This window comes from Bacillus cereus group sp. MG16 (assembly GCF_040459875.1).
Classification (GTDB): Bacteria; Bacillota; Bacilli; order Bacillales; family Bacillaceae_G; genus Bacillus_A; species Bacillus_A paranthracis.
On sequence record NZ_JARVHE010000001.1, the window covers coordinates 3,936,363 to 3,962,591 of the forward strand.

The following is a 26,229-nucleotide window of genomic DNA, read 5'->3' on the forward strand; positions in this document are numbered from 1 at the left end:
ATTACATTTATCAACTTTACTTTATTAAATATTATACATATACTTTCGATTCGCGTTACATACTAAAAGATAACTATTATAGAAAAAGATTATTATTATGGAAATTCAACTTATTTATGAAAAGATTATTCAGAGTGCTCAATACGCAAAATATCTTTTACAAATATATGATGTGGATTTTCATCTTTATCAATCATTGTACATACAGGAGCTTCTTCATCAAAGTACACAATCATTCCTTCAACGTACTGACATGTATGTTGAACTTGTACAGTTACTTTAATTTCTACAGCCTCTTCATATGCTCTTTTTATTTTCTGAAGCATTTTTGCCGAACACTTTCGTTTCTCTGGATACATGACCATCCCCATAAATCGATTTCCGGCTCTATCTTTCCACATATAATCCCAATGCGGTAATATGCCTTGTTTAAAATCGCCCATAAGTCTCCTCCCTATATTCTTTTAGTTACGAACGTGGCGTTTCTGAATATGTATAAATGACCTGTCCGCCGCGCTGTGCGTTACCAATGAAATGTTTAAAGTCTTCTCGATTTACTAAAACTTCTCTGAACGTATAAAATACATCTTTTGTAACAACATACTCCTTTATTTCACCATTTTTCAGCTGATCCAAAATTGTATTTGCTAATTCTTTATCCATGTATTTCACCTCTATGCAATATTTTATTTTAACTTATATTCTATAGGTCAACAACTGTAAAATTATCCAGATGCTATACCTTCATTTCATTTTCATTATTTTTCAAAAGATATCTCTTAATTATATGTCCACTAAATATCATATACTAACATAGCTACTTCTCTATATCAAACATTTCGACATTCAATTATGCAAAGTTCCATACCACTATGCTACAATATATAAATAGAACTAGGAGGGATACTATGATTCGGAAAGCAAAAAAGACAGATGCGAAACTGGTAGCACCTTTATTGTATAACGCTCTGCACGAAATTGCTGAAAAAATCACAGGTAGCACAGTTGAGACAGAAGTATTACTAGGACTTGAAACATGGTTCTCAAAAGAGAGAAATCGACTGAGCTATGAAAACTGTTTTGTATATGAGCAAGACGGGGATGCAGTTGGAGTTATTGTCGCTTATCACGGTAGTGAAGCAGCAATGCTTGATGCACCAATTGTACATCACTTAAGAGAATTACATAAAGATGAATCGATTACGTTAGAAAAAGAAGCTGAACTTGATGAATATTACATTGATACTTTATCCGTTTCAAGTGTATATGGCGGAAAAGGAATTGGTTCTAAATTAATTGAAGCTGCTGAAATTTATGCAACTGAAAAGAAGCATGAAAAAATCGCATTACTTGTTAATTTAGAAAACAAACGTGCCTATTCATTATACGAAAAACTAGGTTACAAAAAAGATCAAATCGTTATGCTTGTAGGCGAACCTTATGCGCATCTCGTAAAACCATTGAACATCAAAATTTCTATATCTTAAAAAGAAAGCACACGATTTATATAAATCGTGTGCTTTTATGTTAAATTCGTATTTAATACAGTTCCATTCATCGCCTCATGAAACGTATATGTTGTACATCCCCATGGCTCTCTGTGCAAAATAGGAGAACCAGACCATCCCATCGCTCTCAGTTCGGCACCAATCATTACATTCACATAATTATGACCTACAAGAGCAATACTTCCATGTACGAGAGCGTAACGATGTAATAAGTAAGCCGCTTGTCTCGCCCTCTCTCTTACTTCCTTATAAGACTCAACATCTTTATGGTAACCAAGTATCCATAATGTTCGTCCGATAAACATCCATACGTTAGGTTTACACTTCAACCATTTTGGAGCATAAAAGCTCGTCGGAACTGTAGCTTCTCTAAAGAGAGGATTTTGTATAAACGATAAAGAATCCATTAATTCAGCTGCTGACTGTACAGCACACTTTTGATCACTCGTTACAATCAATTTTGCCGCTTCAACCGCTTCCCTTGTTTCCGTTGGTATAGGTGCTTTTTTTGCTATAGTATGTAAGTCATACCCTTTCATCCATTCACGAAAGGATGTAACCGTCATTGGTTCTATAGTACGATCTAAGCGACCATGACGAATAAAAGAAATCTTCATTCTTTCCACTCTCCATTCATCACTTACGAACTCTATTATGTACTATTTTTACATATCATACCACGCAAAAAAAGAAAGTTATACACCTTTACATATCCCCGCCACTCTCATGTGTGCCCCCAGCATGTATACCATCCATCCCATCAAAATATGTAGTCGTTTCATGATGACGAATCTTTTTTAAATGTGTATAAGAAAATACAAATAAAATTAATGCTATAACACTCCCCATAAATTCAAACATCATTTTGCCGCCTCTAATTTCTCCCACTTTAGTAGGTTATTGTATATTTTTATTATACCCCTATATAAAGATGCGCGCATTTAAACCTTTCTTTTTTTCAAAAAACATGGGATTCTTTCATATTTTCTTACAAAAAGTGAATATTTTTCGAATTTTTACTTTGAAAACATTTACAAAACAGGAAACATAGTTCAAAATAAAGGAAAATAAAAAATCCCAAATTATTCTTTTTTGGAAAAACTGTAACAAGGAGAGTTGCTTATGCAGATCGCAGAAACTGGAGATATCATTGAATTTAAAGGTGGAATGCAAGGCCGTGTTCAAAAAGTAAATCAAAACTCTGTTATTGTGGATATAACAATTATGGAGAATTTTAGAGAACTAGATATGGAACCTCTTACAGTTGTTAGTCATAAAAACTATACTGTCATTAATCAAAATGCATAATATAATAGAAAGAAAGGATCTGTATAACATACAGATCCTTTCTTTCTATTATATATTAACGATTATCAATTGTTTCTGGATATAGATCATGGTTCATCATGCGGTAGTCTGCCATTTGTTCATATTTCGTTCCTGGTCGACCGTAGTTGCAGTAAGGATCAATTGAAATCCCTCCACGTGGTGTGAATTTACCCCATACCTCAATGTAACGTGGATCCATTAATTTAATTAAATCATTCATAATAACGTTCATGCAATCTTCGTGGAAATCACCGTGATTGCGGAAACTAAATAAATATAGCTTTAGAGATTTACTCTCTACCATTCTTTGTTCTGGAATGTAGCTAATATAAATTGTTGCAAAATCCGGTTGGCCTGTTTTTGGACATAAACTTGTAAATTCAGGACAATTGAATTTAACAAAATAATCACGGTTTGGATGATTATTATCAAATACCTCTAAAATTTCTGGACTGTATTCAAATAAATATTTTGTATTTTGATTGCCTAATAATGTTACATCTTTTAAATCTTCATCTAATCTTCCTGCCATTTTAAACATCCCTTCTCATTATACTCCGCGTTTATTTCCCCATACTAACGCATGGAGCTGCGGTAATACTTTTGCATTATTCATTTCTTTACGGTTAACTGCTTTTTCAATCAGCCACTCATATTTATCTAATAACTTTTTAATCAACATCGCATCATCCACAGTTTTTGTATCATCATTCCCTACTTGTAAGAAAAATGGTACATCTGGATAACGTTCGTGCATCTTAACTGCATACTCGAAGTCATAATCGTCAAATACTACTACCTTTAAACTAATATCTTTTCCTGCTAGTTTCTGAATCATAGCATCTAACTTCTGAAAATCAGTTTTCATTGTCGAACTTGGTGGTTTTGGAGAAATCGTTATCTCATCAATTTGAAGTAACCAATCTTGCCATTTACTCCCTTGCGTTTCGATTGCCGTTCGCATTCCATTCTCTTTTAATATAGAAAGAAGAAACTCAATATTTTTCAGCAATGCCGGATTTCCACCTGAAATCGTAACATGAGAAAAATTTTCGCCGCCAACTTCTACAAGCTCATTCCAAACGTCTTCTGCTGTCATCTGTCTAATTTGATCTTTAGCAGATCCGTCCCACGTAAAAGCAGAATCACACCAAGCGCAGCTATAATCACAGCCAGCTGTACGGATAAACATCGTCTTTTGTCCTACAACCATTCCTTCACCTTGAATAGTCGGACCAAATATTTCTAAGACCGGAATTTTACTCATCGAGCATCCACTCCCGTCTTACTTCCGCATAACTAGTTGGCGTCTCAAACAGACGAACAAATTCAACACGAGCTCCTTTATATTCGTTCGCACGATTATCTTTTGTTAACGCTTCTGCCATCTTTTCATAAATCCAAACGACCATATTTTCAGCAGTTGTATTCATCGCTGGTAACGTTTCGTTTAAATAACGATGATCTAAATAAATTTCTATTTCATTCTTCCAAATTTCTTTTATATCTCCAAAGTCAATTGCAAGACCGATTTCATTTACATATCCACTAATCCCAAATACAACTTTATATGTGTGACCATGTAAGTTTTTACATTTCCCTTCATAACAGTGTAAATGGTGTGCTGCATCAAATGTAAATTCCTTGCTGACCATTACTCTTTTATTATGATATTTGAGCTGTTTACGCTGAATATCCTTGTCCATTTTTTGCAAATTTTCTACGATGCGAAATCCAAAGAAATTATCCATTAGTTACTCGCTCCTTCGCGTTCTTGTAGGTACGTATCTAATCCTGCTTTACGAAGTTGACATGCTGGACATTCACCGCAACCATCACCAATGATTCCGTTATAACATGTTAATGTTTTTTCTCGAACAAACTCGAATGCTCCAAGTTCATCTGATAATTTCCATGTTTCCGCTTTATCAATCCACATAAGTGGTGTATGAATCACAAACGGATAATCCATGGATAAATTTAAAGTAACGTTTAACGATTTCACAAACACGTCACGGCAATCTGGATAACCACTAAAATCAGTTTCACATACACCCGTTACAATATGACGTGCTCCAACTTGTTTTGCTAATACAGCAGCAAATGATAAGAATAGTAAATTTCGTCCATCTACAAACGTCGATGGTAATTCCCCTTCTTCATGTGTAATCTCCATATCCGTTCTCGTTAACGCATTTGGAGCAAGTTGATTTAATAGACTCATATCTAGTACTGTATGTTTAATTCCTAGCTCTTTTGCAATTTCCGCTGCACAATCAATTTCTAACTTATGACGTTGATTGTAATTAAACGTTACAGCCTCTACTTCTGCAAACTGCTCCATTGCCCAAAATAAACATGTCGTACTATCTTGTCCTCCACTAAAAACAACAACTGCCTTTTCTTTTTTCATTTCACTCATTCTCCTTCTCTACTACGAATAAGAAGAAAGAACGTTCTTGAACTGTCACAATAAAAAAACAAAACAATACCTAAAGATATTGTTGTTTCCATAGTTTTTTATAGAGGGAGTTCGCGAACCTCTCCCGTGCATTGCACGGAATTCCTTCTTTCATTGACAAAGCTTATTGTAACATATTGTATACTACCAGAAAAAATTTCTGATTTTTCCGCTATTTCTCATTTCATTTCTTTCATTTTATAGTATGATTAATTTACTATAAGAAGAGAGGAGGCATCCCACTGAAATCCTTTATTATTTATCTCTTTCTAAATATATTATTCATCCTTGTTACAATGCTCGTATACCATTTATTTTGGAATCAAAAAGGGAAACGCTCTCCTAAATTAAATTCAGCTATATTTATTGTATTATGCTGCCTCGTTACTATACTATGTATCACTTTCGCAGCAAAAACAAATTATGGATTTCAATTTGATATGCGTCATATCGTATTAGTTGTCGGTACATTAACCGGAGGTCCTATTGCTGGTGGATCAATATTAGTTGTATTAAATATATATCGCTTCTTATTAGGAGGAATAGGTGTTTTCCCATCGCTTATCGGTTCTATCCTTCTATTTATTGTTCTACTATTTACATACAAATTTTTCAATCGAACTTCTAATCGTATAAAAATAATACTCGCTATTATATACAGTCTCACATACGGATTGAGTTGGATACCTTTCTTCCTTTCAAAGGTTACAAATAAGACTGATTATATACCACATATTATTGTGTATGAGTTATGTACGATACTTGGTACGATTCTTATTTTATATTTACTACACATATTACAAACTCAAGTTCGTCTCCAAAACGAACTTATGAATGCTGAAAAATTTCATTTAATTGGCGAAATGGCAGCGTCCATCTCTCATGAGATTCGCAATCCGTTAACTTCAACAAAAGGATTTTTACAACTTTTGCAGTCAGGTACATGCACTGAGCAAGAGCGAAAATTATATATTGACATAGCCATCAACGGAATCGAACAAGCAAATCACGTTCTTACAGATTATTTAACCTTTGCAAAACCAAGTATTGAAAAAGAACAAACATTACAGTTAGAAGAAGAACTACTGCATGCATTATCGTTAATTACACCGCTTGCTAATTTAACAAATGTGCGTACACATTATATAAAGCAAAGTACTTCTTTTTTTATCGCGGGAGAAAAACAAAAACTAAATCAATGTTTGTTAAATATTTTAAAAAACTGCATTGAGGCCATGCCAAAAGGCGGTGATCTTTATTTCACATTAGTTCCTGATCATAAGCATATTCAATTATATATAAAAGATACAGGAGTTGGTATGGATCAAGAACAAGTAAAACGTCTTGGATCCCCTTTCTATTCAACAAAAGAAAAAGGTACTGGTCTTGGAATGATGGTCGTATTCAGTGTTGTGCAAGCTATGAACGGAAAAATTGATATTATAAGTGAAAAAGGTACAGGTACAACTTTCTTATTAACTTTTCCACTCATACAAAAAACGTGATGAAATACTCATCACGTTTTTTCTGTTCCTTCAACTAATTCAGCAAAAGCTTTCACTTTTCCATGTGGTTTTTGATTTTCTTTACGTGCTTTCCAAGCGCGCTCTTCTTCTTTCTTTTTCTTGGACATACTTTTCAACTCCTTCTTTTCTTTCTCTCTGTAGTATTCCAAAATAAGAAGAAAAACTATGCACATATGAAAAAGAAGTGGTCTCCCACTTCTTCCTAATTATCGCTGTAAAATTGCGTGTTTCGCTTCTTTTAACTGCGTAAGATGTCTTTGTTCATGCAAATCAAGAAATTGAACCCACTGATATAAATTCAGATCATTAAAAACAGGATGCTTTAACCCATTTTCAAATAGGTCTTTTTCATCTATAACGCTATGAAGCGCATCTAATAGTTCTTGTCGTGAATGTTCTAGTAATTGGATTCCTTGCTGTTTTTTCATTAGCGTTTCTGTTGGTTTCATTTGCTGAGGAGCTTCTCGTTTATGTGTGCGATCCAGCGTAAGTTGGAGGTCTTTAAATGGAGTCGTGTTTCTTTCATTTTTTTGTAAGGCATATACAAGGGCAGACGTGACAGATTGTTCAACTAAATGCAAGTGATGCAAAATTTGAATAATACTCCATTTATCACGACGTGGCTTTACATTCACTTCTGTATCATTTAACATTTCAATTTCTGACAATAGCGTGCTTCGGGTAGACTGTAATGAGTTCACTAAACTTTCTAAACTCACATCCATATTAGATTGAAGCATACTTCTTTCCCCCCTTTTGTTGGTGAAAAGAGGCGCTCCTTATTAGAAACACCTCTTTAGTATTCTGAATTTTCTTTTATTATCTCATCATTTTCTCATTATGTCGATGTTAAACATGTGAAAAAAAGCGCATGTTTTTTACAATTTTGTGTCGTCAATTGCTTGTAGCCATGCTTCAATTTCTGTAATAACACTTTTCACACAGCCTTCAGTAAATGGTGATGTTAAATTGGCAACTTCTACTAATTCCAAGAATGATTTACTTCCACCTTGTTGGCACAGATTCACATAATCTTCCCACGCCTCTTGTCTATTATCTCTTGCACGTTTCCAAAATTGCAGTGCACAAATTTGTGCTAACGTGTAGTCAATATAGTAGAACGGCGAGCTATAAATATGTCCTTGACGTTGCCAGAATCCACCGCGCTCTAAATAATCATTATCTTCATACTCACGATGCGGTAAATACTTTTTCTCTATATTACGCCATGCTGTCTTACGATCTTCTGGTGATGCTTCAGGATTTTCATATACATAATGTTGATACTCATCAACAGATACACCATACGGTAAAAACAGAAGTGCTGAACTTAAGTGAGAGAAGTAATATTTATCTGCATCTTCTTCAAAGAATAACTTCATCCATGGCCATGTGAAGAATTCCATACTCATAGAGTGAATTTCACACGCTTCATATGTTGGCCAATTATATTCTGGAATTTCAAATTTACGACTTTCGTATACTTGGAAAGCATGGCCTGCTTCATGTGTTAATACGTCAATATCACCAGACGTTCCGTTAAAATTCGAGAAGATAAACGGCGCTTTATAATTCTCAATATATGTACAATATCCACCGCCAGCTTTTCCTTTTTTCGCAACTAAATCTAATAAATCATTATCTAACATGAAATTGAAAAATTCATCTGTTTCAGCCGATAACTCTTTATACATCGTTTTTCCATGATTAACAATCCAATCCGCATCTCCTTTTGGAGTTGGGTTACCTGTAGGAAATTCAAAGTTTTCGTCGTAATATGCTAACTTCTCTACACCGATACGTGCTTGTTGACGTTTTCTCAATTCCGTTGTAACGGGAACGATATAATCTAGCACTTGCTGACGATAATTTGCTACCATTTCCGCATTATAATCTGTACGGTACATTCTTGCATATCCAAGTTCAACAAAGTTTTTGAAACCTAAAGATTTGGCGATTTTCGTTCTCACTTTAACAAGCTCGTCATAAATACGATCTAACTCTTCTTCATTCTCAGCTAAAAATCCGTAATACGCCTCACTTGCTGCTTTACGTTCACTTCTCTCTTTCCCTTGCATAAATGGAATAAGCTGTGATAAAGTTCTTTCTTCTCCTGCAAAATCAATTTTTGCAGATGCTAATAATTGTGTATATTGTGAAGACAATTTATTCTCTAATTGTAAATCCTTCACGACTTCATCAGAATATGTTTTTAAATCACACTCCGCAAGAGCAAATAATTGCTTCCCATAATACGCTTCTAATTCTTCACGGAATGGAGAATGAATTAACGCATTATAATATTTTGTACCATATCCTTGTACAACTGGAGAGAATTCATCAAAGAAATCTTGCTCTTCCTTATAAAAAGCATCTGTTGTATCAACAGAATGACGAATGTAACAAAGATTCCCCATTGTACCAAAATCGTTACGAATTTCGTTAATTGAATGAATGACTTGTTTTTGTTCCTCTACAGTTTTTGCGTTATCAAACCTCTCTAAAGCAGCTGTAAACTTCTCTTTTAATTCTTCAATATTTGGCCTTTTATATTCATAGTCTTTAAATGACATGAACGAGCCTCCTCTCCATTAAATGCATCCTTTACTATAATTCAATACTTACTTCCAAATCTCCTCTTATTCTTCAACAAAATACGGCATATACTGCCATCATTACATGTAAATAAAAAAGCTTTGGATTTCTTTATCCAAAGCTCCTTTGGAACATATTATTACTTTTCATACTTTCCAATCTTTTTTAATAGATCCAGTAATTCTTCCTTTTCCTCTTTCGTTAACATTTCAAAAGACTGATGAATAACTTGCTCATGCCCTGGAAAAATAGAAGAAATAAAGTTCTCTCCAGATTCAGTTAATTGTGCATAAATAACACGTCGGTCATTCGGGCATGGAATTCTCTTTACTAGTCCCTTTTTCTCTAACTTATCTACAACATATGTAATGCTGCCACTAGCTATTAAAATACGCTCACCAATTTGCTGAAGTGGTTGACCGCCTTTATGATATAGCAGTTCTAATACAGCAAACTCAGTTGGATTTAAACCGTTACTTTGTATAGACTTATTTGTCGTATCCATAACAGAACGATGTACACGAGATAATGCAATAAATACTTTTAAAGATTGAGAAATATCTTCTCGTTCATTATTTGATGTCATACAACTTTCAACCCTTCACTTAAATTCTCAATAATAAAAAGAACAAAATAGTACTTCATATAAATTCCGAATGAGTATTCACTCATTCATTATCTCTCCCCAAATATATTATGAATGATTCTTGAATAAAAACATGACAATTTTAACATAGTTTATATATAATGATAATAAAAAAGAAGGAGTACCAAATTTGAAATTCAAATTCCACAGCATAGTTTTATATATATTGCTTGTTATCCTACCAACAACAGGGATTGGTGCTACATTTTATTCATATCATTCGTATAAAATGAAACAAGAAAATAAACAAGTTGCCCATACGGTTCTCTTTTTATATAGAGACTATTTAGATCACCACCTTGGCGAAGCAATTTCTGCCCTAGAAATGCTCGCAAAGGTCGTAGGAACCGAGACTGGAAATATTAATGGGATGAAAGAAATTGTACATGATACAGATGGAAACGATGCACGTTTTTCTGGTCTATATTACGCTACACCAGAAGGTATCATTACAATCGCATCGGAAGGTGACCGACCACCTGTTGATGTCTCAGATCGTAAATATATTCAAAACGCATTACAAACTAAGAAAACAACTGTATCATCCGTCATTACAGATCGTGTTCTTGGCCATCAAGCTATTATGATTGCTTCCCCCATTTTTAATAAACAGAAGGAGCTCTCAGGCTTATTGTTAGCAAGTTTACGCTTTGACTACATTTCATCATCTTTAAATGCCATTAAGCCACAATACCATTTTGAAGTAACTGATAAGTATAATGTAGTTTTTCTAACCGATGATAATAACGAAACAAGTGATGCACATTCTAATATGCTTACTACCCCACTCCAAAGATTAGATTGGAAGGTCTCTGTTTCTCCGTTACCTATTCATCAAAAAACTTTAAACCAGTGGGTTGCCGTAGAATGTATAGCTACTTTATTTTTAATGTCAATTTTATTTTTACTCGCTCAATATATGTTGTTAAAACGACAAACAAAACTAGAAAGACAACAAAATGAACTACAAAAAATTGAATTAGTTGGAACTTTTGCAGCTAGTACCGCCCACGAAATCCGTAATCCACTTACCGGAATTAAAGGGCTCGTCGCTCTATTAAAAGAGAAATATAAAGATGAACAAGATCAGTTCTATTTTTCCATCATCGAACAAGAAATAGAACGAATTAATGAAATTGTAAGTGAATTTCTTATTCTTGGAAAGCCAACTGCAATCATTGAACAAACATATGATGTGAGAACCATTCTAAATGAGGTAGCATTAATTATTCAATCTGAGGCGAATCTACATAATATTGTATTCCATTTACATTTGCCAGACCGTCCTGTTCATATCCGGTGCTCAAAAGACCATATGAAACAAGTGGTTTTAAACATTACAAAAAATGCAATTGAAGCTATGACTTCTGGCGATACACTAACTATTTTCGTAACAAACAATGAAACACACGCACAATTGCAAATTATAGATACTGGAAAAGGGATTCCAAAACATATTCAAAAACACCTCTTTCATCCGTTCTTTACTAATAAAGATACTGGAACAGGTCTTGGACTTGTCATATGTAAACGAATTATAGAGATGTACAACGGGCATATTTTTATTAACAGTATAGAAAACGAAGGAACGACAGTTCATATCGAAATTCCGTTACACATAGTATAATTATCCTTATCCCTAAAGGGTAATTATACTTATTTCATAAAACCAGCCACAAGCATTCGCCAAAAATTACTTGATTTCCCTTCATACCCAATTTGAAAAATAGGTACCTTTATAATTGATAACCATTTTGGTGTTTGTTTTTCTTTATAACACTGGTACTGTAAAATAAGCTTGTCCAATTCTTGACTAACTTGAATCGTCTCCGTACTATTTAACCCACTCGTTAAACCTAATTGAATCATCTCTTCACGTTTCATATGAATATCACGTGAAAGCTTTTCTAATGTGTACTTCCTTTTTACAGTAAACATTCATATCCCCCTTATTATACTTCCATGCTCTCTACTTCACTTCTCCATTGAACTTTTAACTGCTTATCATATTTGAATTTGAAGAATCAGAAAATTTAACATTTTCTCCCTGTAATTTACAAATTTTTACCCTCACTTTGAGAATTATTACAAATTATTCTATCTTTGTAAATACATTCGCAATAATAGACAATTTTTTTATCTCCTTTTTTTACAAACACCAATTAAATAGCGGATTCCCTATTTTCCATATACTTTTCTTCGACATTTTTTGTTTAATTTATATAAAAACGCAAACCATAATGGTGATTGATAATATAGAAAGGAACTATTTATATGCACAAATATACGATTGCATTGCTTATTTTGACTATGTTTTTACCATCCTTCTTGTTTCCTGTTGAGGCCAAGGCCCATACAAATAAAGTAGCTATTGTCATTGATGACTTCGGCAATAATATGAAAGGAACTGATAAAATGTTATCACTTCCTATTCCACTAACTGTTGCTGTTATGCCTTTTCTCCCTTCCACAAAGGAAGATGCGATAGCGGCTCATAAGAAAGGACACGAAGTTATTATACATATGCCAATGGAACCGATTAAAGGTAAAAAAGAATGGCTTGGACCAAAAGCAATTACAACTGATTTAAGCGACGAAGAAATAAATAATCGACTCGAACAAGCGATTCAAGAAGTACCACATGCAATTGGGATGAATAATCATATGGGATCAAAGGTGACTGCAGACGAAAGAATTGTAAGACTTATACTCGCAGCTTGTAAAAAACACGGTTTATTTTATTTAGATAGCAAAACAAATCCTAAGAGTGTCGTCCCAAAAATCGGGAAAGAATTAGGAGTACCAATTATTGAAAATCAATTATTTTTTGATGACGTGTACACAGCGGCACATATTTCAAAACAAGCCCAATTACTCATTAAAAAACTTCAAGAAAAACCGATTATGGTAGCTATCGGACATGTTGGGCCTCCAGGTGAAATTACATCACGTGTTATAGAAACCTCTATTCCTAAAATTCGTGAACATGCAGATTTTATTTTTTTATCCGATTTAGCATTATCTCCGCCTCCTGTTTCAAAATAAGATTCATGACTCAAACTAAAAAAGAGAGCAATCTGCATATAGCAAATTGCTCCCTTTCCTTTTCATCTTAAATATAATCTACATGACTCACCCTGAATCCTTTTTTCTCTATTTTTTCGATTAATTGCTTTAATCTTTTTTCATTTAACTCATCTGTTATATTGACAATAACGCGGCGAATATATTGATCGCCGTTATCTAGCGTAAATAGTCCACCGATATGAAATGCTTTCAACAATGTCCCAAGTTCTTTAATCGTTCCCTTACAATCTTGTGTTGCAATCGTTAATATATAACCACCCGTCCGCATACCAAATGAATCCTCAATAACATCAAATATATTGGAATGAGTTAAGATGCCAACAAATTCATTATAATCATTTAATACAGCTAAAAACGGCAAACGACGAATAACATAAAATGCTCTGAAAAAAGAGTCCTTTTCAAAAATAAATGCAGTGGAATCTTCCAGCATATGTTCCGTACTTAATTCCTCTAATCCACCATTACACTTCTTTTCTAAAAGATCCACTTTATAAATAATCCCCATGAATTTCTTTTCATCTTCTGCTAATACAGGGATTGCTCGAAATCCCGTTTCATTCATAATTTGCAGAGCCTTCTTACCTGAATCGTTCATTTTGCAAAATGTTACTTGCTGTTTTGGCAGAAAATGATATTTAACTCGCAAAATATGTTCCTCCTTACATGTCAACATGTAATCTATATATAATAAGGAGACCTATATTTTATGAGTAAAATTATTTTTAAAACGCTTTCATTTACTTATTGACTTATAACGACATCACAAACATTTCATATAACAGAGCTCTTTGCACCTTTTATCATTAACAATTTTACATGGTAGTTCATTAAATATTCTATACCCTCCAACCATTTTTTCGCGTATTCTGGAGTTCTTCCCCACACAATCATGCCATAATTATGAACGAGAACTACTCCTCCACCTTCAATAAAATTCGGCACATTATTCTCTAATAAATCTGCGAATTTTTTCTCATCTTCTACAATGGGAATTGTCATTTCTGTTATACCTTCTTTTCCAAAAACACGTTCCACGCTACGTTTATCGAATGTTACTTCCCCTTTTTCTCCATACAACTCTGATATTAAATGACTATCTACAGTCTGTACTTGTAAAATACATTCTGCACTACTTTTTTTATAAATATCTGCATGCATAAATGATTCCGCAGCTGGTTTTTCTTCATTTTCAAATACTGGTTCACACATACAGTTTACAACAATAAAATCTTCTTCTGAAAATAACCCTTTATCTCTTCCTTCAACGTTTACTAAAAAAGTTAACGGCTCTTTTGACGTACAAAGTGATAAGCTAATTTTTGTACCATAAAACCAATCACGAAGTGCTAGTTCAGATTTCACATCTTTTAATTCATTCCATTTCTTTAGAAAAAATAACATTTCGTCACCCCCGGCGTAATATTCATATAATGTTCGAATCCTTTCTATGTAAAAGGAGTATTTTTTGATTATTCTAAAAATTTAATTGAATTATCACATGAGAACGCCTTTTTGTCAATATAGTTTCACGTCTCTTCTTTAAAAAGGGCTATTCATATGTCTATACTCCTGTATATTGACTATTTCATTTTATACATAAAAAATACGTTATTCTTTTTCAATCAAAGAATAACGTATTTTCTCATCTTTTATTTCGTCATTGCGTTATATAAGAACTGTGCATATTGTTCACGTGTTACAAAATCATCACCTAAAAAGTTTCCTTTTCCATCACCTTTTGATATGTTATTGTCCGCTAACGCTTTCACATATTCTTCTGCCCAATGACCAGTGGGTACATCATTAAAGTTCACTTTATTATTTTCATCTTCTTTTAGCTGAAATACTTTATATAATACTACAGACATTTCGTATCGAGTTAATACTCCATCTGGACGAAACTCCCCAGTACCATCTCCTTGCATAATTCCAGCTTGCGCAACTGTAGCAATATCTTGCTCAAACATATGTCCCTTCGTATCTGTAAATCTCTCTTTCTGCTCTACTTTATTTTCTAATTTCAAATACCTTTGTACTAAAGACGCAACTTGTCCACGAGTAATACGATCCCCAAATCCAAATTGTCCATTTCCATATCCCTTAAAAATATTTTCTTTCGCTAAATAATGAATTGCTTCCTCTGACCAATGTCCTTTTGGTACATCTTTAAATTCTACTACTCCTACTTTTTCATCTTCTTTAGAATTATTGTCTTCTTTAGAAGTGTTATCTTCTTTACTTTCTACCACATTTTGAATCACAGATCCTGTGAAGAAGATTCCTGTATCCGCAAATGGATCTTTTACACCAAATTCATATACTTTCTCACCCGGTGTACTCCACTTAACTGCATCATTACTATACGTACCACCTTCGCTCTTTAAACGAATTTTTGTAGAGATTTTACCATCTTTCTCGTATATAGGTACTTTTACTTCTTTATTTACTTCTGTTTCCTCTAAAAATACTTTTTGATTTTGAACATTGATATAGGCTGTTTTACTTAGTTCTATAACTGGTCGAACATCACGAATTTCATTTGCAACAAAACTTAAGAATACTAACTTTTTCAAATTGCTAGCTGGTGTTAAGTCTGAAATATAATTCGCTTCTAAATCAAGCTTTTGTAAATTTACTAGACTTGATAATGGAGTAATATCCTTTAACTCATTGTTAGGTAAGTGTAATTGTTTTAACTGTGTCATCTTACTTAGAGGAGTAACATCTTTTATTTCATTTTTCCCGATCCACAATTCTTCTAATTGCTTCATTTGCTCAATACCGGATAAATCTTTTACTTTATTACGTGTTAATACTAAGTCTTTTAAAGGTAATGAATATAACGGTTTAATATCTTCAATTTGATTACCTGCTAAAGTTAAATATGTTACATTTTTCAACGCGCTTAATGGCGCAACATTCGTAATTTTATTATTTGCTAAATTCAAGTAATCTAGTTGTTCCATTTTCGCTAATGCTGTTACATCTTCTATTTGGTTACCTGATAAATATAAACTTTTTACATTTTTCATTTCAATTAATGGTGCAACGTTCGTAATTTTATTATTACTTAAATCAAGAGAATCTAAATTATCCATCTTAACAAGTGGTGTTACATCTGAAAATTCATTACCACGTAAAGCTAAATGTTTCAATTGTTTTAAGCTCGTAAAGAATGATGGATCTTTTATCTTCGCATTCGCAACTGTTAAAGATTTTAAATTTGGCATATATTTTAATGCACTATAATCCAGTATCTCATTCGTATTTAAAAACAAGTCCTTTACTTGTAATAACTCTTCTTTCGTGATTGGTGTATTTAAATCTTTTCTATTAAATACCTTTTTATTAACAAGCTCTCTTAATTTATTATCTGTTATCATATTTTGATTATCAACTGGATGATCCGTCTCCATATTGCCTGAATTAGAGTTATCATCTGGTTTCTCTGTTTCTTTGTCACCTACAGTTGGATCTTTAATTTCAAATTGAACTTGATATTTGTGATCATATCCAATAGCCGGAATAAGTATATGCATTTGCATATTGTGCTTCTTCTCAAACTCGCCAATTTCAAATTGAACTACTTTCGTTCCATTCTTCCTCTTATCTTCTGACAAAACTTTTACATCATGAAATACGCCAGGTTGGTTTTTATCCTCTATTCTAAGGTATTGAAAATAATCGCTATCTTGCATTGTTACAGTTACAATTTTTTTCCCATCCGCAATCGTTACTTTAGGATCTTTTATATATTGAGAAACCATAGATGGCTCGTCTTTTTGATCCTTATATATTTTAATCTCAGTATCGTATGTACGTTCACTAGCTGCCGCTACCGATTGGTTTGCTTCAATTTTTATTGCTGCTAACGCTGGAGTAGAGTATGCAGCAAATGGAATTGCTAATGTTGTCGCTACTACTAGCGCCTTCATATAATTTTTTTTCAAAATAATATCCCCTATCATATATAATCTTTATAATTGATAAACATTATCAATTACTTATAAATAAATAATAATGAATATCATTATCGGTGTCAACGAGAATATTACATTAAATTTATATTTTTAAAGGCAAAAAATATAAAAGCCCTTTATTCAAAGAGCTTTTTTACCTATCGTATGAAGAATTTCATTTTTCTCCTTCTCATTGATGACACCAATTTTTTGCAAAATATTTGCATACAATACAAGTTTATTATATATCCGTTCTGACATACTTCCCCTTCTTTCCTTCGACCAACTTTTTTTGTATTGGTAAATTATATGAAAGAGATGGGAAAATGTGTCCACTTTTTTTGCATAAATACAAATCTTTTATCCCGCTATTTGCAGGCAGTAAAACTCCCACCTCACAATCAGGTGGGAGTTCTACGTATTTAACAAATTGTCCATTGAATATTATGCCTTTTAACTTCCTCTTCAAAACTATAGGGCATTTTCTTATCACAAATTACATGTTGAATGCGCGAAAACGCTGCTATTCGGTAATTTCCTTTTACGCCTACCTTTGTATGATCACATAAAATATATGTTTTCTCTGCTAATTTCATCATCGCTTCTGACAGTTTAGCCTTTTCTAATTCAAAACTAGAAACTCCAAAACCAGGTAATAATCCATCAATCGAAACAAATGCTTTATGAAAATGAAATTGCTGGATAACTTGCTGCGAAATAGATCCTGATACGCGTGAATGTTTTGGAGATACTTTTCCACCAATAAATAAAACTTCACCGTGAAACATCTTTTTATTAATAGAAGAAATTAATTGTGTTGCTACTGGAAATGAACTTGTTACAATCGTTAAATTTTTGCGATGTACAAGATATGGTACCATTTGAAGTGGTGTACTTCCGTCATCAATCGCAATCACATCTCCATCTTCTACAAATGTTGCTGCTTTATACCCAATTCGCTTCTTCTCTTCTATATGTAGCATCTCTCGTTCTAACATTGGTGCCTCTATTCCAGCTCCCGGAAGTTGGACGGCTCCACCATACACTTTCTTCAACTTCTTTTCACGATCCAATTCTTCTAAATAACGACGAATCGTCTCTGTTGATACAGCAAACTCTCTCGCTAATTCTGAAACTTTTACCTTCCCTTTAAACTCTACCTTCTCAAGAATGGTTCGCTTTCTTTCTTCACCTACTACAGACATAACCTCACCCCATTGATTTCTACCTCATACACTGCCTTACTTATACAAAGTTATAACTTTCCTTTTCAACGAAAACTTCCTCGTGAATATGAATACCACGCTTTTTTAGTTCATCAAAAATAATTTGTGGTTTGACAAAAGCTTCCTCGGGTGTCACAACACCAACTTTATTTACATTCCCATTTGCGATTAGCTCTGTAGCAATCCCAAATGGAATACCGACGTTTCTCGTATAAGCTCTTAATTTTTCCCATCCTACAACAGATCCATCAGATAACGGGTGTGTATGATATAATACACGTCTTTGTTTCTCATTATTTTTCATACCTATTACTTCTACATGAAGTGCATAACCGTAAATCTCTGTTTCTTGTCCTTCTTTCGATTGCAATAAATACTTCGCAATACAATCCATTATGCCGATTTCTTTTCCATTTATTTCAACTGGATCATTACGCAATATACCGTAATCATACAATGCACGTACGAGCTGCATATTTTGCTTTGGCCAAGTTCCTCTCGTCTCTATTAGTTTAACGCCTTTATTTTCTAATGCTTTTGCTAACGTAATCGTTTCAGAATGCGGTATGATATACTGCGTTGTCTTACCATAAGGCGCCGGTAATTCAATTTCTCTTGGACGCGCAAACGGAGGCACTTGCTTAAACTCACCATCTTCATACACTGTACGCGATGGCAAATGTGGATCATATTCATATGTCGTTGTTTCTGTAATGGATGCAGAAAAAGCAATGGGACGATACGAACCATGACTTACACGAACTGACTCTACAGTATGTAACTGATTTGCTGCATGCATCGCCATCATTTGCGTTACACCTGGCGTCATACCAAACCCAGGTAAACATGTTTTTCCGTTTTGAACAAATACAGAATGCGAATCATTTTCTTCACCAAATCCATTTAAATTCACACCGTGACAACCTGCTTCTGCAATACATCGAGTAGATAATCCATTTAACTTAATTGTTGTACCATCCATTACAATGTCATAGCCCTTCATTTTTGCAACCGTATCCTCATGATTCGTTACATCTACTTTCACAAAATCAACGCGAGGATCGTTGAGCCATTCTACTACTTTAAGCCCCTCTTCTTCGTTAAAATCTGCTACTGTAATCGTCTCAAAAGATGAAAATTGCACTAAATCTAAAATTGCTTCACGACAAATTTTACCTGCTCCACCTAAGCAAAATACTTTCAACCTATAACAACTCCTTTAGCGATACTATCAACTAAGCGATGAATATCTGCCTCATGTACATCACCGATATTTCCAATGCGGAATGTATCTACTTTTGAAATTTTACCTGGATATATAACAAATCCATCACGCTTTAATTCATTGTATAATTGCTCAAAATCAAACCATTCTTCTGGATAAATGAAAGATGTAATAATAGGCGATTGATATTTTTCATCTACTAGTGGCTTAAATCCGATTTCTCTCATTCGATTCACTAATAGTTTTTGATTGTTATCATATCGATTGTAACGTGCTTTTACTCCGCCCTCTTTTTCTAATTCAAGTAGTGCTTGATAAAAAGCGTGTACAACATGTGTAGGTGATGTAAAACGCCATTTTCCATTTTGATTTTCCATCGTTTCCCATTGATCGTATAAATCTAAAGATAATGAACGTGCCTGCCCTTTACATTTCAACAATTCATCGCGCTTTGCAATAACAAATCCGAACCCTGGAACCCCTTGAATACATTTATTCGCACTACTAATTAGAAAGTCAATTTGCAACTCAGCGATGTCTATTTCAATACCACCAAAACTACTCATTGCATCAACTAGTGTTACTTTTCCGTATTGCTTCCCTAATTTACATACATCTACAATTGGATTGATAATACCTGTTGTTGTTTCACAATGCACAACTGCAATATGTGTAATCTCTTTATCTTGTTGTAATATCTTTTCTACTTCTACAATATTAGTAGGCTCCCACTCTTCTGTTTGACTGACCACCACATCTATATGTAACATCTCTGCCATTTGTACAATTCGCTTACCATACGCACCATTTGTACAAACAAGCAGCTTTCCGTTTTTTGGAATGACAGAACCGATTACTGCTTCAACTGAAAACGTACCGCTTCCTTGCATTAATACTGTTGTATATCTCTCTTCTTCCTTCGTTGCTAACGATACAAGTTTAGCTCTTACCTGTTGCACCATCGTGTTATATTCAACATCCCACGTACACCAATCGTATAGCATAACTTCTTTTACTGTTTTTGTTGTCGTTAATGGTCCTGGCGTTAATAATAAGTAGTGATTTTCAGTCATGATCCTATTCCCCTTTTATGAAATAATAAATTCTTGTTTCTCGATCTGTTCAATTACGTTTTCGAGTCCCTGCATCGTTTCAATTGTAAAATGAGCCCCGTTTTCAACGAAACGCTTTCGAACTACTTCCATTTTTTCACGAAGTTCTACCGGATCCATAGTTTCAGCTGCCCACTCGCTTAAGCCGAGCTCACTACTACCGAGAATTACACCCACAGTCCACATACCAGCATTTCTGCCCTCTTTCATATCTGACACTGTGTCCCCGACTTTTATCATATGATTCATCGGATACACACCAAGTTCCATCGCATTTTTATAACACATCCAAGGGTACGGACGGCCTGCTGAAACATCATCTGGCGTCACAAGAACATCAGGTTTATATCCTTGTATTTCTGCTTCTTTTGCAACGATGTCCATCATTTCTCTCGTATAACCAGTTGTTGAGCCAATTTTAAGGCCTCTTTTACGTAATGAAGCAACCACTTCTTTCACCCCATCAATTGGCGTGGCATAGTGTGGCAAAATAGTAAAGAGTATTTCTTCAAACTCTTCATACATCTCGTGAATGTCTGCTTCTGTTGGTAAATGTCCGAAAATACGCTCCCACTCATTCGCAATACGAGGCATTTCTGTTAGTGCCCTTACATGATCGATCTTTAATAATCCCATCGGTTTACGGGCTTCTTCATCTGTAATTTTAACACCACGTTTACGAAAAATTTTTATGAATACTTCCAGTGGTGCAAAACATCCGTAATCAACTGTCGTACCTGCCCAATCAAAAATAACTGCTTCTATTTTCATTCAATCCATCACCCTTCTCACTTATCTTTTTTGCCATTGTGAAGTTCGGTTACGAAGTGCTTTCGTTCCCCATTCATATACAACTCTCACTACAATATTTGTAACAACAATAAGTACACTCATTGCAGCTGCTGGCGCTACATTTCCTGCATCATCCATATTTACGATTGATACGGCAGCTAGTTTAAAATCAGCTGCGTATAAGAATACAACCGCTGACACAGTTACCATCGAATTGACGAAATAGTACATCACCATTTCTAAAATTGCTGGTAAACACATCGGTACTGTTACTCTAAAGAATGTTTTATAAAACGGAATGCCCATCGACTGCGAAACAAGCTCAAACTCTCGGTCTAATTTCTTTAAAGCAGTCGTTGCGGTAACGAATGTTACCGAATAAAAATGAATGATGTTTACTAGTACTAGCACAGCAATTGTTCCGTATAAAGAATGAAACGGATTCGTTACTGAAAGTCCCAGTATTTGAATCGTTGGTTGACTAAAGAAAAAGACGTATCCCAATCCAAGTACTAAACCTGGGATTGCTAAAGGGACAATCGAGAAAAAGTAGCCTGTTTTTCGGAAAAACTTTAGCTGATCTATTTTCTCAATCGCATATGCGAACATAAATGTTAAAATTGCCCCAATAACTGCTGTAACTGCTGAGACAATCACACTATTTTTAAATGCTTCAAGTCCATCTCCTGTTAAACTCGAAAAATTAAAATGCTCAAATGTAAAACTCATATTATATGGCCATACTTTCACACTTGCAGCAATACCAACCGCCACAAATAAAAGAATAATCATAAATGTAATCACACTACAATATATGAATGAGACTACATCTCTTTTCTTATTAGCCGTTATTCTATATGGCACTGCTTTTGAAGATAAGAAATTTGCCTGCTTTCTTTGCGTAATGCGATCAACTGCAAATGCAAATATAGCTGGAATTAATAAAATCATTCCGACAGTTGCACCCATCGGCATATTTTGTTGTCCAATTACTTGTTTGTATACATCAGTAGCAAGTACATTATATTGCCCACCAACAATTTTTGGTGCGCCAAAATCAGTAAAACTAAGTGTAAACACAACAAACATCGCACTAATTAATCCATACTTTACACTAGGTAAAGTAACAGTGAGAAATTGCTTTGTTTTACTCGCTCCCAACATATTAGAAGCTTCGTATAAACGATAATCAGAACCTTGGAAAGCAATTAATAATATAAGAAATGCTTGCGGAAATGTATACATGACTTCAGCCATTACAATTCCTACTGGTCCATATAAAGGGATTTGTATACCTTCAAATAAACCAAACATCCCTTTCGTTACTAATCCTTGATTACCAAATAAATATGTAAGTGCGATACCATGCATCATCGTTGGTGCGAATAATGGTAACAACGCGACATATTGAAATACACGCTTTCCAAATACATTCGTACGAGCGATCGCATAGGCGTAAGCGAAAGCAAGTGTCACTGCAATAATTGTTGTCGCGCCCGAAATCCATATCGTATTTTGTAATGATTGAACTAATGTTGGGGTTGTGAAATATTTACTGAAATTCGCAACACCAATGAAAGCTCCATCTTTATCATAAAAAGCTTGTGTAAACAATTGTAATAGTGGTAATACAAGCATAATCAAAAAAGCAAGAATCATACCAATAATTAATAGTCTTTGTATCCATTCTTCTTTACCGATACGTCTCTTAATCTTTTTTTTCGTACTTTCTACCTTTAAATTTTCTAACATCTCCATCTATACAACAACCTTCTTTCCATATGACAACATATGATTTTCTGAGAAAGAGATTTGAATCGGCTTTCCTTTCCTAATAGCTGTTTTTTCTACTTCTGATGCCAATATATCTACAACGATTTTCTCATTATATAGATGCGTTTTCTCATCTATAACGCGCACTTCTGTCCGGTATACAGATCCGCGAAACTCCATGCTTTCTACAATTGTTTTCATACCATTATTTTGTACGACTGTTACATGTTCCGGACGAATTGCATGTTCTTCGTTATTTTTCGAAAAGAAATTAATAGAACCAATAAAATCTGCCACAAACGGATTGGCTGGTCTTTGGTAAATCTCCTCTGGTGTGCCAATCTGCATAATTTCCGCATGATTCATTACAACAATTTTATCAGCCATCGTTAATGCCTCTTCTTGATCATGCGTGACCATAATAGTTGTCACTCCTACTTTTTCTTGCAAATCACGCATTTCTCTACGTAACTTTTCACGTACTTTTGCATCTAAAGCAGATAACGGCTCATCGAGTAACAAAATATCCGGAGACAGAGCGAGTGCACGTGCAAGTGCTACTCGCTGCTGTTGTCCACCAGACATTTGAGCAGGATATTTATCTTTTACATTCAGTAAATCAACTAGTTCTAACGCCGATAGCGCCTTCTCTTTTACTTCTGCTTTTCCATACTTTTTTGTCTTTAAGCCGTATTCAATGTTTTCAAGTGCTGTTAAATTCGGAAATAACGCATAGGATTGAAACACCATTCCGAAATTCCTCTTTCCAGGAGGTAATGCTGTAATATCTTTTCCAGTCACAGCTATACTACCTGTTGTCGCCTCTTCTAGACCTGCTAAAATTCGAAGCAATGTTGTTTTCCCACAACCACTTGGGCCTAATAAACATACAAACTCATTTTTTTTCACAGTAAAAGAAATATCTTTTAACGCTGTAAATGCATCAAACTGTTTTTGAATGTGTTGAATTGATAAATATTCGCTCATTTTTTCTCTCTCCCACTCACTTACTTTTTCGGTTCTGCTTTTTGGCCAAACTCTTTTTCCCATTTTTCTAAAATTTTGTCTCGATTTTCTGCTGCCCACTTAAAGTCGTTCTTTTTGTATAACTTTTCCGTCACATCTTTAGGGAATCCGTCTGGAAGTTTATAATCATTTTTAATTGTCGCAAATCCATTTTTCTCGAAGTATAACTTCATTACATCATCAGTAATTGCCCAATCTAAAAATGCTTGCGCTAATTTTTCATTTTTTTCATTATCTTTTTTAATAAGTGCGTTCGCTTCTACTTCCCAACCTAATCCTTCTTTTGGCAATACAACTTCAACTGGTGCACCTTTTTGTTTCTCTTTCAAAGCACTATAAACCATCGATACACCAACTGGATATTCACCCGCACCCGCTAATTTCGCTGGTTTTGAACCTGAATGAGTATAAGTTGCCATATTATCATGAAGTTTCTTCATGTAATCCCAGCCTTTATCTTCACCCATAATTTGTAACCATGCAGAAACTGTTAAAAATCCTGTTCCAGAAGATGCTGGATGTGGCATAACAAGCGTTCCTTTATACTCTGATTTCGTTAAGTCTTCGTATGATTCTGGCATCGGTAAATTTTTCTTCTTTAATTCTTCTTTATTTATAGCAATCCCCGTCATAAATGCAGTATTTCCTACCCATTTTTCTGGTTGTTTATCATCTTTAAATTGCGGTAAAACGCGATCCGCTCCTTTTGGAGAGTATCCTTTTAACATATCTTTTTTATCTAAAGCTAATAGACTTGAAGCTGCAGTTCCCCATACAACATCTGCTTGTGTATTTTTCCCTTCAGCTAGCAATTTTGCTGTAATAACTCCAGTTGAATCACGAACAATATTCAGCTTCACATCTGGATATTTCTTTTTAAAAGAATCAAGATAAATTGGTACAAGTTCTTCTTCAATTGCTGTGTAAACAGTTAATGATCCAGATAATTTATCATCTTTTACTTTTGCCCCAGCACTTTCTTCTTTCTTTGCACCACACCCCATTAATAACGAAAATACCATTCCAGTTGCTACAGCTTTAAAGATTGTTTTTTTCACTGTCTCTCTCTCCTTTTACAAATCTTATGTACAACTCAAATATAAACAACTAGTGTAAAAGCAGTATTAAACCAACATTAATCTTTTGTTTGTTGTTTGTTTTTGTGTAATACGTTGCTACTTCTATGTTTTTTCGCATTTTTCTGCTAATAATGTACACTAAATTTACAAATAATTAAAAAAACCTTTATAATCCCACAAAAAAATGAGGCGTTTGTAAAAAACGCCTCACTTTTGTTTACCTTTTTTTGAATTACGATTTGCATACTTCGCGCTATTTTCTCCTTCATACTCTAATGCAAATTCTGCATCTGGTAAGCTTTCTTTCGGAGTTTTATTATTGTTGATTGCCGCATTTTGTTTCACTTTTCTTTTTACCAATACATTCACCTGCTCTCAAAAATTCACTTTCTACTCTAGTTTGAAGCAAGCTAAAATAATTATTACTGGCAAGTGTTAACAAGTACATAAGAACTGCTAGATGGAAATACTACATATGAAGAAATCATAATAAAAAGGAGCTCTTATTTTGAAGAAGAAAGATAAAATCCAGTCACCCATTTTAGATGAAACGCTCCCGCATCAAATGAATTTCCCATCTTTTAAAGGAACAGGAAAGAAGATGCAACAACCTTTCATAAATCAATATGACGTCGTAATCGGAGACAGTAAATATGATTCCGAGAACAGTCCACTTCACAATTGGAGTGATGATGTAGATCCTGCCATTATGGCTGGAGAAGAATGGATCCATCCTACAAATGATATTGGGTGGATTTCAGAAGAAAATCAAGAGTTACTAAAAAAAGAAGGAGATAATAAGAAGGATACTTTTATGCATCCGCAATTTGGCATTAATGACTAAAAAACCATTCTACCTAACATAGGTAGAATGGTTTCATA

At 34.2% G+C, this 26,229-nt stretch carries 30 protein-coding genes and 1 riboswitch; of the genes, 6 read left to right on the forward strand and 24 right to left on the reverse strand.

Translation table 11 applies throughout. From position 1 onward, the window contains the following. Positions 1-125: 125 nt before the first annotated feature. Both QCI73_RS20425 and QCI73_RS20430 read right to left on the reverse strand, forming a co-directional pair. Positions 126-443 (reverse strand): hypothetical protein, encoded by a 318-nt coding sequence (locus QCI73_RS20425; RefSeq protein WP_353823634.1) that lies wholly within the window; start codon positions 441-443, stop codon positions 126-128. Positions 444-468: 25 nt separating this feature from the next. Continuing rightward, a complete protein-coding gene (locus tag QCI73_RS20430; RefSeq protein ID WP_000356683.1) occupies positions 469-663 on the reverse strand; it encodes a hypothetical protein in 195 nt (64 codons plus the stop codon). 245 nt (positions 664-908) lie between these two features. Between QCI73_RS20430 and QCI73_RS20435 the strand changes: the two genes are divergently transcribed. Next, positions 909-1,487: a GNAT family N-acetyltransferase gene (locus QCI73_RS20435; RefSeq protein ID WP_262725388.1), complete on the forward strand. Its 579-nt coding sequence runs from the start codon at positions 909-911 to the stop codon at positions 1,485-1,487. Between the two features lie 35 nt (positions 1,488-1,522). Here the strand turns inward: QCI73_RS20435 and QCI73_RS20440 are convergent, their stop codons facing one another. Further along, complete coding sequence (locus tag QCI73_RS20440) at positions 1,523-2,125, reverse strand: histidine phosphatase family protein (protein ID WP_014893193.1); 603 nt, start codon at positions 2,123-2,125, stop codon at positions 1,523-1,525. An 88-nt stretch (positions 2,126-2,213) separates the two neighbouring features. Then, a complete protein-coding gene (locus tag QCI73_RS20445; protein WP_124878252.1) occupies positions 2,214-2,396 on the reverse strand; it encodes a hypothetical protein in 183 nt (60 codons plus the stop codon). Positions 2,397-2,630: 234 nt separating this feature from the next. Here QCI73_RS20445 and QCI73_RS20450 point away from each other — a divergent pair, with 234 nt between their 5' ends. Then, entirely contained in the window at positions 2,631-2,816 is a 186-nt protein-coding gene (locus tag QCI73_RS20450; protein WP_001165081.1) for a YkvS family protein, read from the forward strand. A gap of 55 nt (positions 2,817-2,871) precedes the next feature. On the opposite strand, the gene queF is transcribed toward QCI73_RS20450, so the two are convergent. Genes queF through queC form a run of 4 tightly spaced genes read right to left on the reverse strand, consistent with a single transcriptional unit; the run spans position 2,872 to position 5,250 of the window. Beyond that, positions 2,872-3,369, reverse strand: coding sequence for a preQ(1) synthase (queF, locus tag QCI73_RS20455; RefSeq protein WP_000918895.1), 498 nt, complete (start codon positions 3,367-3,369; stop codon positions 2,872-2,874). Positions 3,370-3,387: 18 nt separating this feature from the next. After that, a complete protein-coding gene (gene queE / locus QCI73_RS20460) occupies positions 3,388-4,104 on the reverse strand; it encodes a 7-carboxy-7-deazaguanine synthase QueE (protein ID WP_353823635.1) in 717 nt (238 codons plus the stop codon). Further along, positions 4,097-4,588: a 6-carboxytetrahydropterin synthase QueD gene (gene queD / locus QCI73_RS20465; RefSeq protein WP_000368412.1), complete on the reverse strand. Its 492-nt coding sequence runs from the start codon at positions 4,586-4,588 to the stop codon at positions 4,097-4,099. Before queD ends, queE begins: the two co-directional genes overlap by 8 nt. Then, positions 4,588-5,250: a 7-cyano-7-deazaguanine synthase QueC gene (gene queC, locus QCI73_RS20470; protein ID WP_000711607.1), complete on the reverse strand. Its 663-nt coding sequence runs from the start codon at positions 5,248-5,250 to the stop codon at positions 4,588-4,590. The genes queD and queC overlap by 1 nt, the downstream gene beginning before the upstream one ends. 93 nt (positions 5,251-5,343) lie before the next feature. Then, positions 5,344-5,387, reverse strand: a riboswitch (PreQ1 riboswitch). Positions 5,388-5,594: 207 nt separating this feature from the next. On the opposite strand from queC, the gene kinB reads away from it, so the two are divergent. Beyond that, on the forward strand, positions 5,595-6,803 hold the full coding sequence (gene kinB / locus QCI73_RS20475) for a sporulation sensor histidine kinase KinB (protein WP_001993722.1): 1,209 nt from the start codon (positions 5,595-5,597) through the stop codon (positions 6,801-6,803). A gap of 11 nt (positions 6,804-6,814) precedes the next feature. Here the strand turns inward: kinB and QCI73_RS20480 are convergent, their stop codons facing one another. The 4 genes from QCI73_RS20480 to QCI73_RS20495 all read right to left on the reverse strand — a co-directional run bounded on the left by QCI73_RS20480 (position 6,815) and on the right by QCI73_RS20495 (position 10,005). Beyond that, positions 6,815-6,931 (reverse strand): DUF6254 family protein, encoded by a 117-nt coding sequence (locus tag QCI73_RS20480; RefSeq protein WP_000038254.1) that lies wholly within the window; start codon positions 6,929-6,931, stop codon positions 6,815-6,817. Between the two features lie 99 nt (positions 6,932-7,030). Continuing rightward, entirely contained in the window at positions 7,031-7,564 is a 534-nt protein-coding gene (locus QCI73_RS20485; RefSeq protein ID WP_353823636.1) for a DinB family protein, read from the reverse strand. Positions 7,565-7,702: 138 nt separating this feature from the next. After that, positions 7,703-9,397, reverse strand: a complete 1,695-nt coding sequence (locus QCI73_RS20490) for a M3 family oligoendopeptidase (RefSeq protein WP_353823637.1) — start codon at positions 9,395-9,397, stop codon at positions 7,703-7,705. Positions 9,398-9,558: 161 nt separating this feature from the next. Next, positions 9,559-10,005 carry a MarR family winged helix-turn-helix transcriptional regulator gene (locus tag QCI73_RS20495; protein WP_000203342.1) on the reverse strand — a complete coding sequence of 149 codons (447 nt, stop codon included), beginning with the start codon at positions 10,003-10,005 and terminating at the stop codon, positions 9,559-9,561. 190 nt (positions 10,006-10,195) lie between these two features. Here QCI73_RS20495 and QCI73_RS20500 point away from each other — a divergent pair, with 190 nt between their 5' ends. After that, positions 10,196-11,692, forward strand: a complete 1,497-nt coding sequence (locus tag QCI73_RS20500; RefSeq protein ID WP_070805561.1) for a DUF3149 domain-containing protein — start codon at positions 10,196-10,198, stop codon at positions 11,690-11,692. 29 nt (positions 11,693-11,721) lie between these two features. Here QCI73_RS20500 and QCI73_RS20505 read toward each other — a convergent pair whose 3' ends face one another. After that, positions 11,722-12,003: an aspartyl-phosphate phosphatase Spo0E family protein gene (locus QCI73_RS20505; protein ID WP_000495540.1), complete on the reverse strand. Its 282-nt coding sequence runs from the start codon at positions 12,001-12,003 to the stop codon at positions 11,722-11,724. 336 nt (positions 12,004-12,339) lie between these two features. Here QCI73_RS20505 and QCI73_RS20510 point away from each other — a divergent pair, with 336 nt between their 5' ends. Continuing rightward, positions 12,340-13,110 carry a divergent polysaccharide deacetylase family protein gene (locus QCI73_RS20510; protein WP_000549803.1) on the forward strand — a complete coding sequence of 257 codons (771 nt, stop codon included), beginning with the start codon at positions 12,340-12,342 and terminating at the stop codon, positions 13,108-13,110. A 67-nt stretch (positions 13,111-13,177) separates the two neighbouring features. Here the strand turns inward: QCI73_RS20510 and cbpA are convergent, their stop codons facing one another. The 11 genes from cbpA to QCI73_RS20565 form a co-directional block, all read right to left on the reverse strand. Further along, the gene (gene cbpA / locus QCI73_RS20515; RefSeq protein WP_001264219.1) at positions 13,178-13,801 is read right to left on the reverse strand and encodes a cyclic di-AMP binding protein CbpA; all 624 of its coding nucleotides are present in this window, start codon (positions 13,799-13,801) and stop codon (positions 13,178-13,180) included. A 125-nt stretch (positions 13,802-13,926) separates the two neighbouring features. Continuing rightward, entirely contained in the window at positions 13,927-14,556 is a 630-nt protein-coding gene (locus QCI73_RS20520) for a class II aldolase/adducin family protein (protein ID WP_000895996.1), read from the reverse strand. Positions 14,557-14,804: 248 nt separating this feature from the next. Then, positions 14,805-17,123 (reverse strand): NEAT domain-containing leucine-rich repeat protein, encoded by a 2,319-nt coding sequence (locus QCI73_RS20525; protein ID WP_353823638.1) that lies wholly within the window; start codon positions 17,121-17,123, stop codon positions 14,805-14,807. A 413-nt stretch (positions 17,124-17,536) separates the two neighbouring features. Further along, complete coding sequence (locus QCI73_RS20530; protein WP_000117662.1) at positions 17,537-18,319, reverse strand: DeoR/GlpR family DNA-binding transcription regulator; 783 nt, start codon at positions 18,317-18,319, stop codon at positions 17,537-17,539. A gap of 40 nt (positions 18,320-18,359) precedes the next feature. Next, a complete protein-coding gene (locus QCI73_RS20535) occupies positions 18,360-19,544 on the reverse strand; it encodes a saccharopine dehydrogenase family protein (protein WP_262725383.1) in 1,185 nt (394 codons plus the stop codon). Next, positions 19,541-20,638 (reverse strand): 2-aminoethylphosphonate--pyruvate transaminase, encoded by a 1,098-nt coding sequence (gene phnW / locus QCI73_RS20540; RefSeq protein WP_074607947.1) that lies wholly within the window; start codon positions 20,636-20,638, stop codon positions 19,541-19,543. Before phnW ends, QCI73_RS20535 begins: the two co-directional genes overlap by 4 nt. Positions 20,639-20,653: 15 nt before the next feature. Then, on the reverse strand, positions 20,654-21,448 hold the full coding sequence (phnX, locus tag QCI73_RS20545; protein WP_070805557.1) for a phosphonoacetaldehyde hydrolase: 795 nt from the start codon (positions 21,446-21,448) through the stop codon (positions 20,654-20,656). Between the two features lie 21 nt (positions 21,449-21,469). Further along, on the reverse strand, positions 21,470-23,227 hold the full coding sequence (locus tag QCI73_RS20550) for a putative 2-aminoethylphosphonate ABC transporter permease subunit (protein ID WP_000425510.1): 1,758 nt from the start codon (positions 23,225-23,227) through the stop codon (positions 21,470-21,472). After that, positions 23,228-24,229: a putative 2-aminoethylphosphonate ABC transporter ATP-binding protein gene (locus QCI73_RS20555; RefSeq protein WP_353823639.1), complete on the reverse strand. Its 1,002-nt coding sequence runs from the start codon at positions 24,227-24,229 to the stop codon at positions 23,228-23,230. Positions 24,230-24,249: 20 nt separating this feature from the next. Beyond that, positions 24,250-25,326, reverse strand: a complete 1,077-nt coding sequence (locus QCI73_RS20560; protein ID WP_353823640.1) for a putative 2-aminoethylphosphonate ABC transporter substrate-binding protein — start codon at positions 25,324-25,326, stop codon at positions 24,250-24,252. Positions 25,327-25,554: 228 nt separating this feature from the next. After that, complete coding sequence (locus tag QCI73_RS20565; RefSeq protein WP_000240799.1) at positions 25,555-25,707, reverse strand: hypothetical protein; 153 nt, start codon at positions 25,705-25,707, stop codon at positions 25,555-25,557. A gap of 148 nt (positions 25,708-25,855) precedes the next feature. On the opposite strand from QCI73_RS20565, the gene QCI73_RS20570 reads away from it, so the two are divergent. After that, on the forward strand, positions 25,856-26,191 hold the full coding sequence (locus QCI73_RS20570; protein WP_000725962.1) for a DUF3905 domain-containing protein: 336 nt from the start codon (positions 25,856-25,858) through the stop codon (positions 26,189-26,191). Positions 26,192-26,229: the final 38 nt, after the last annotated feature.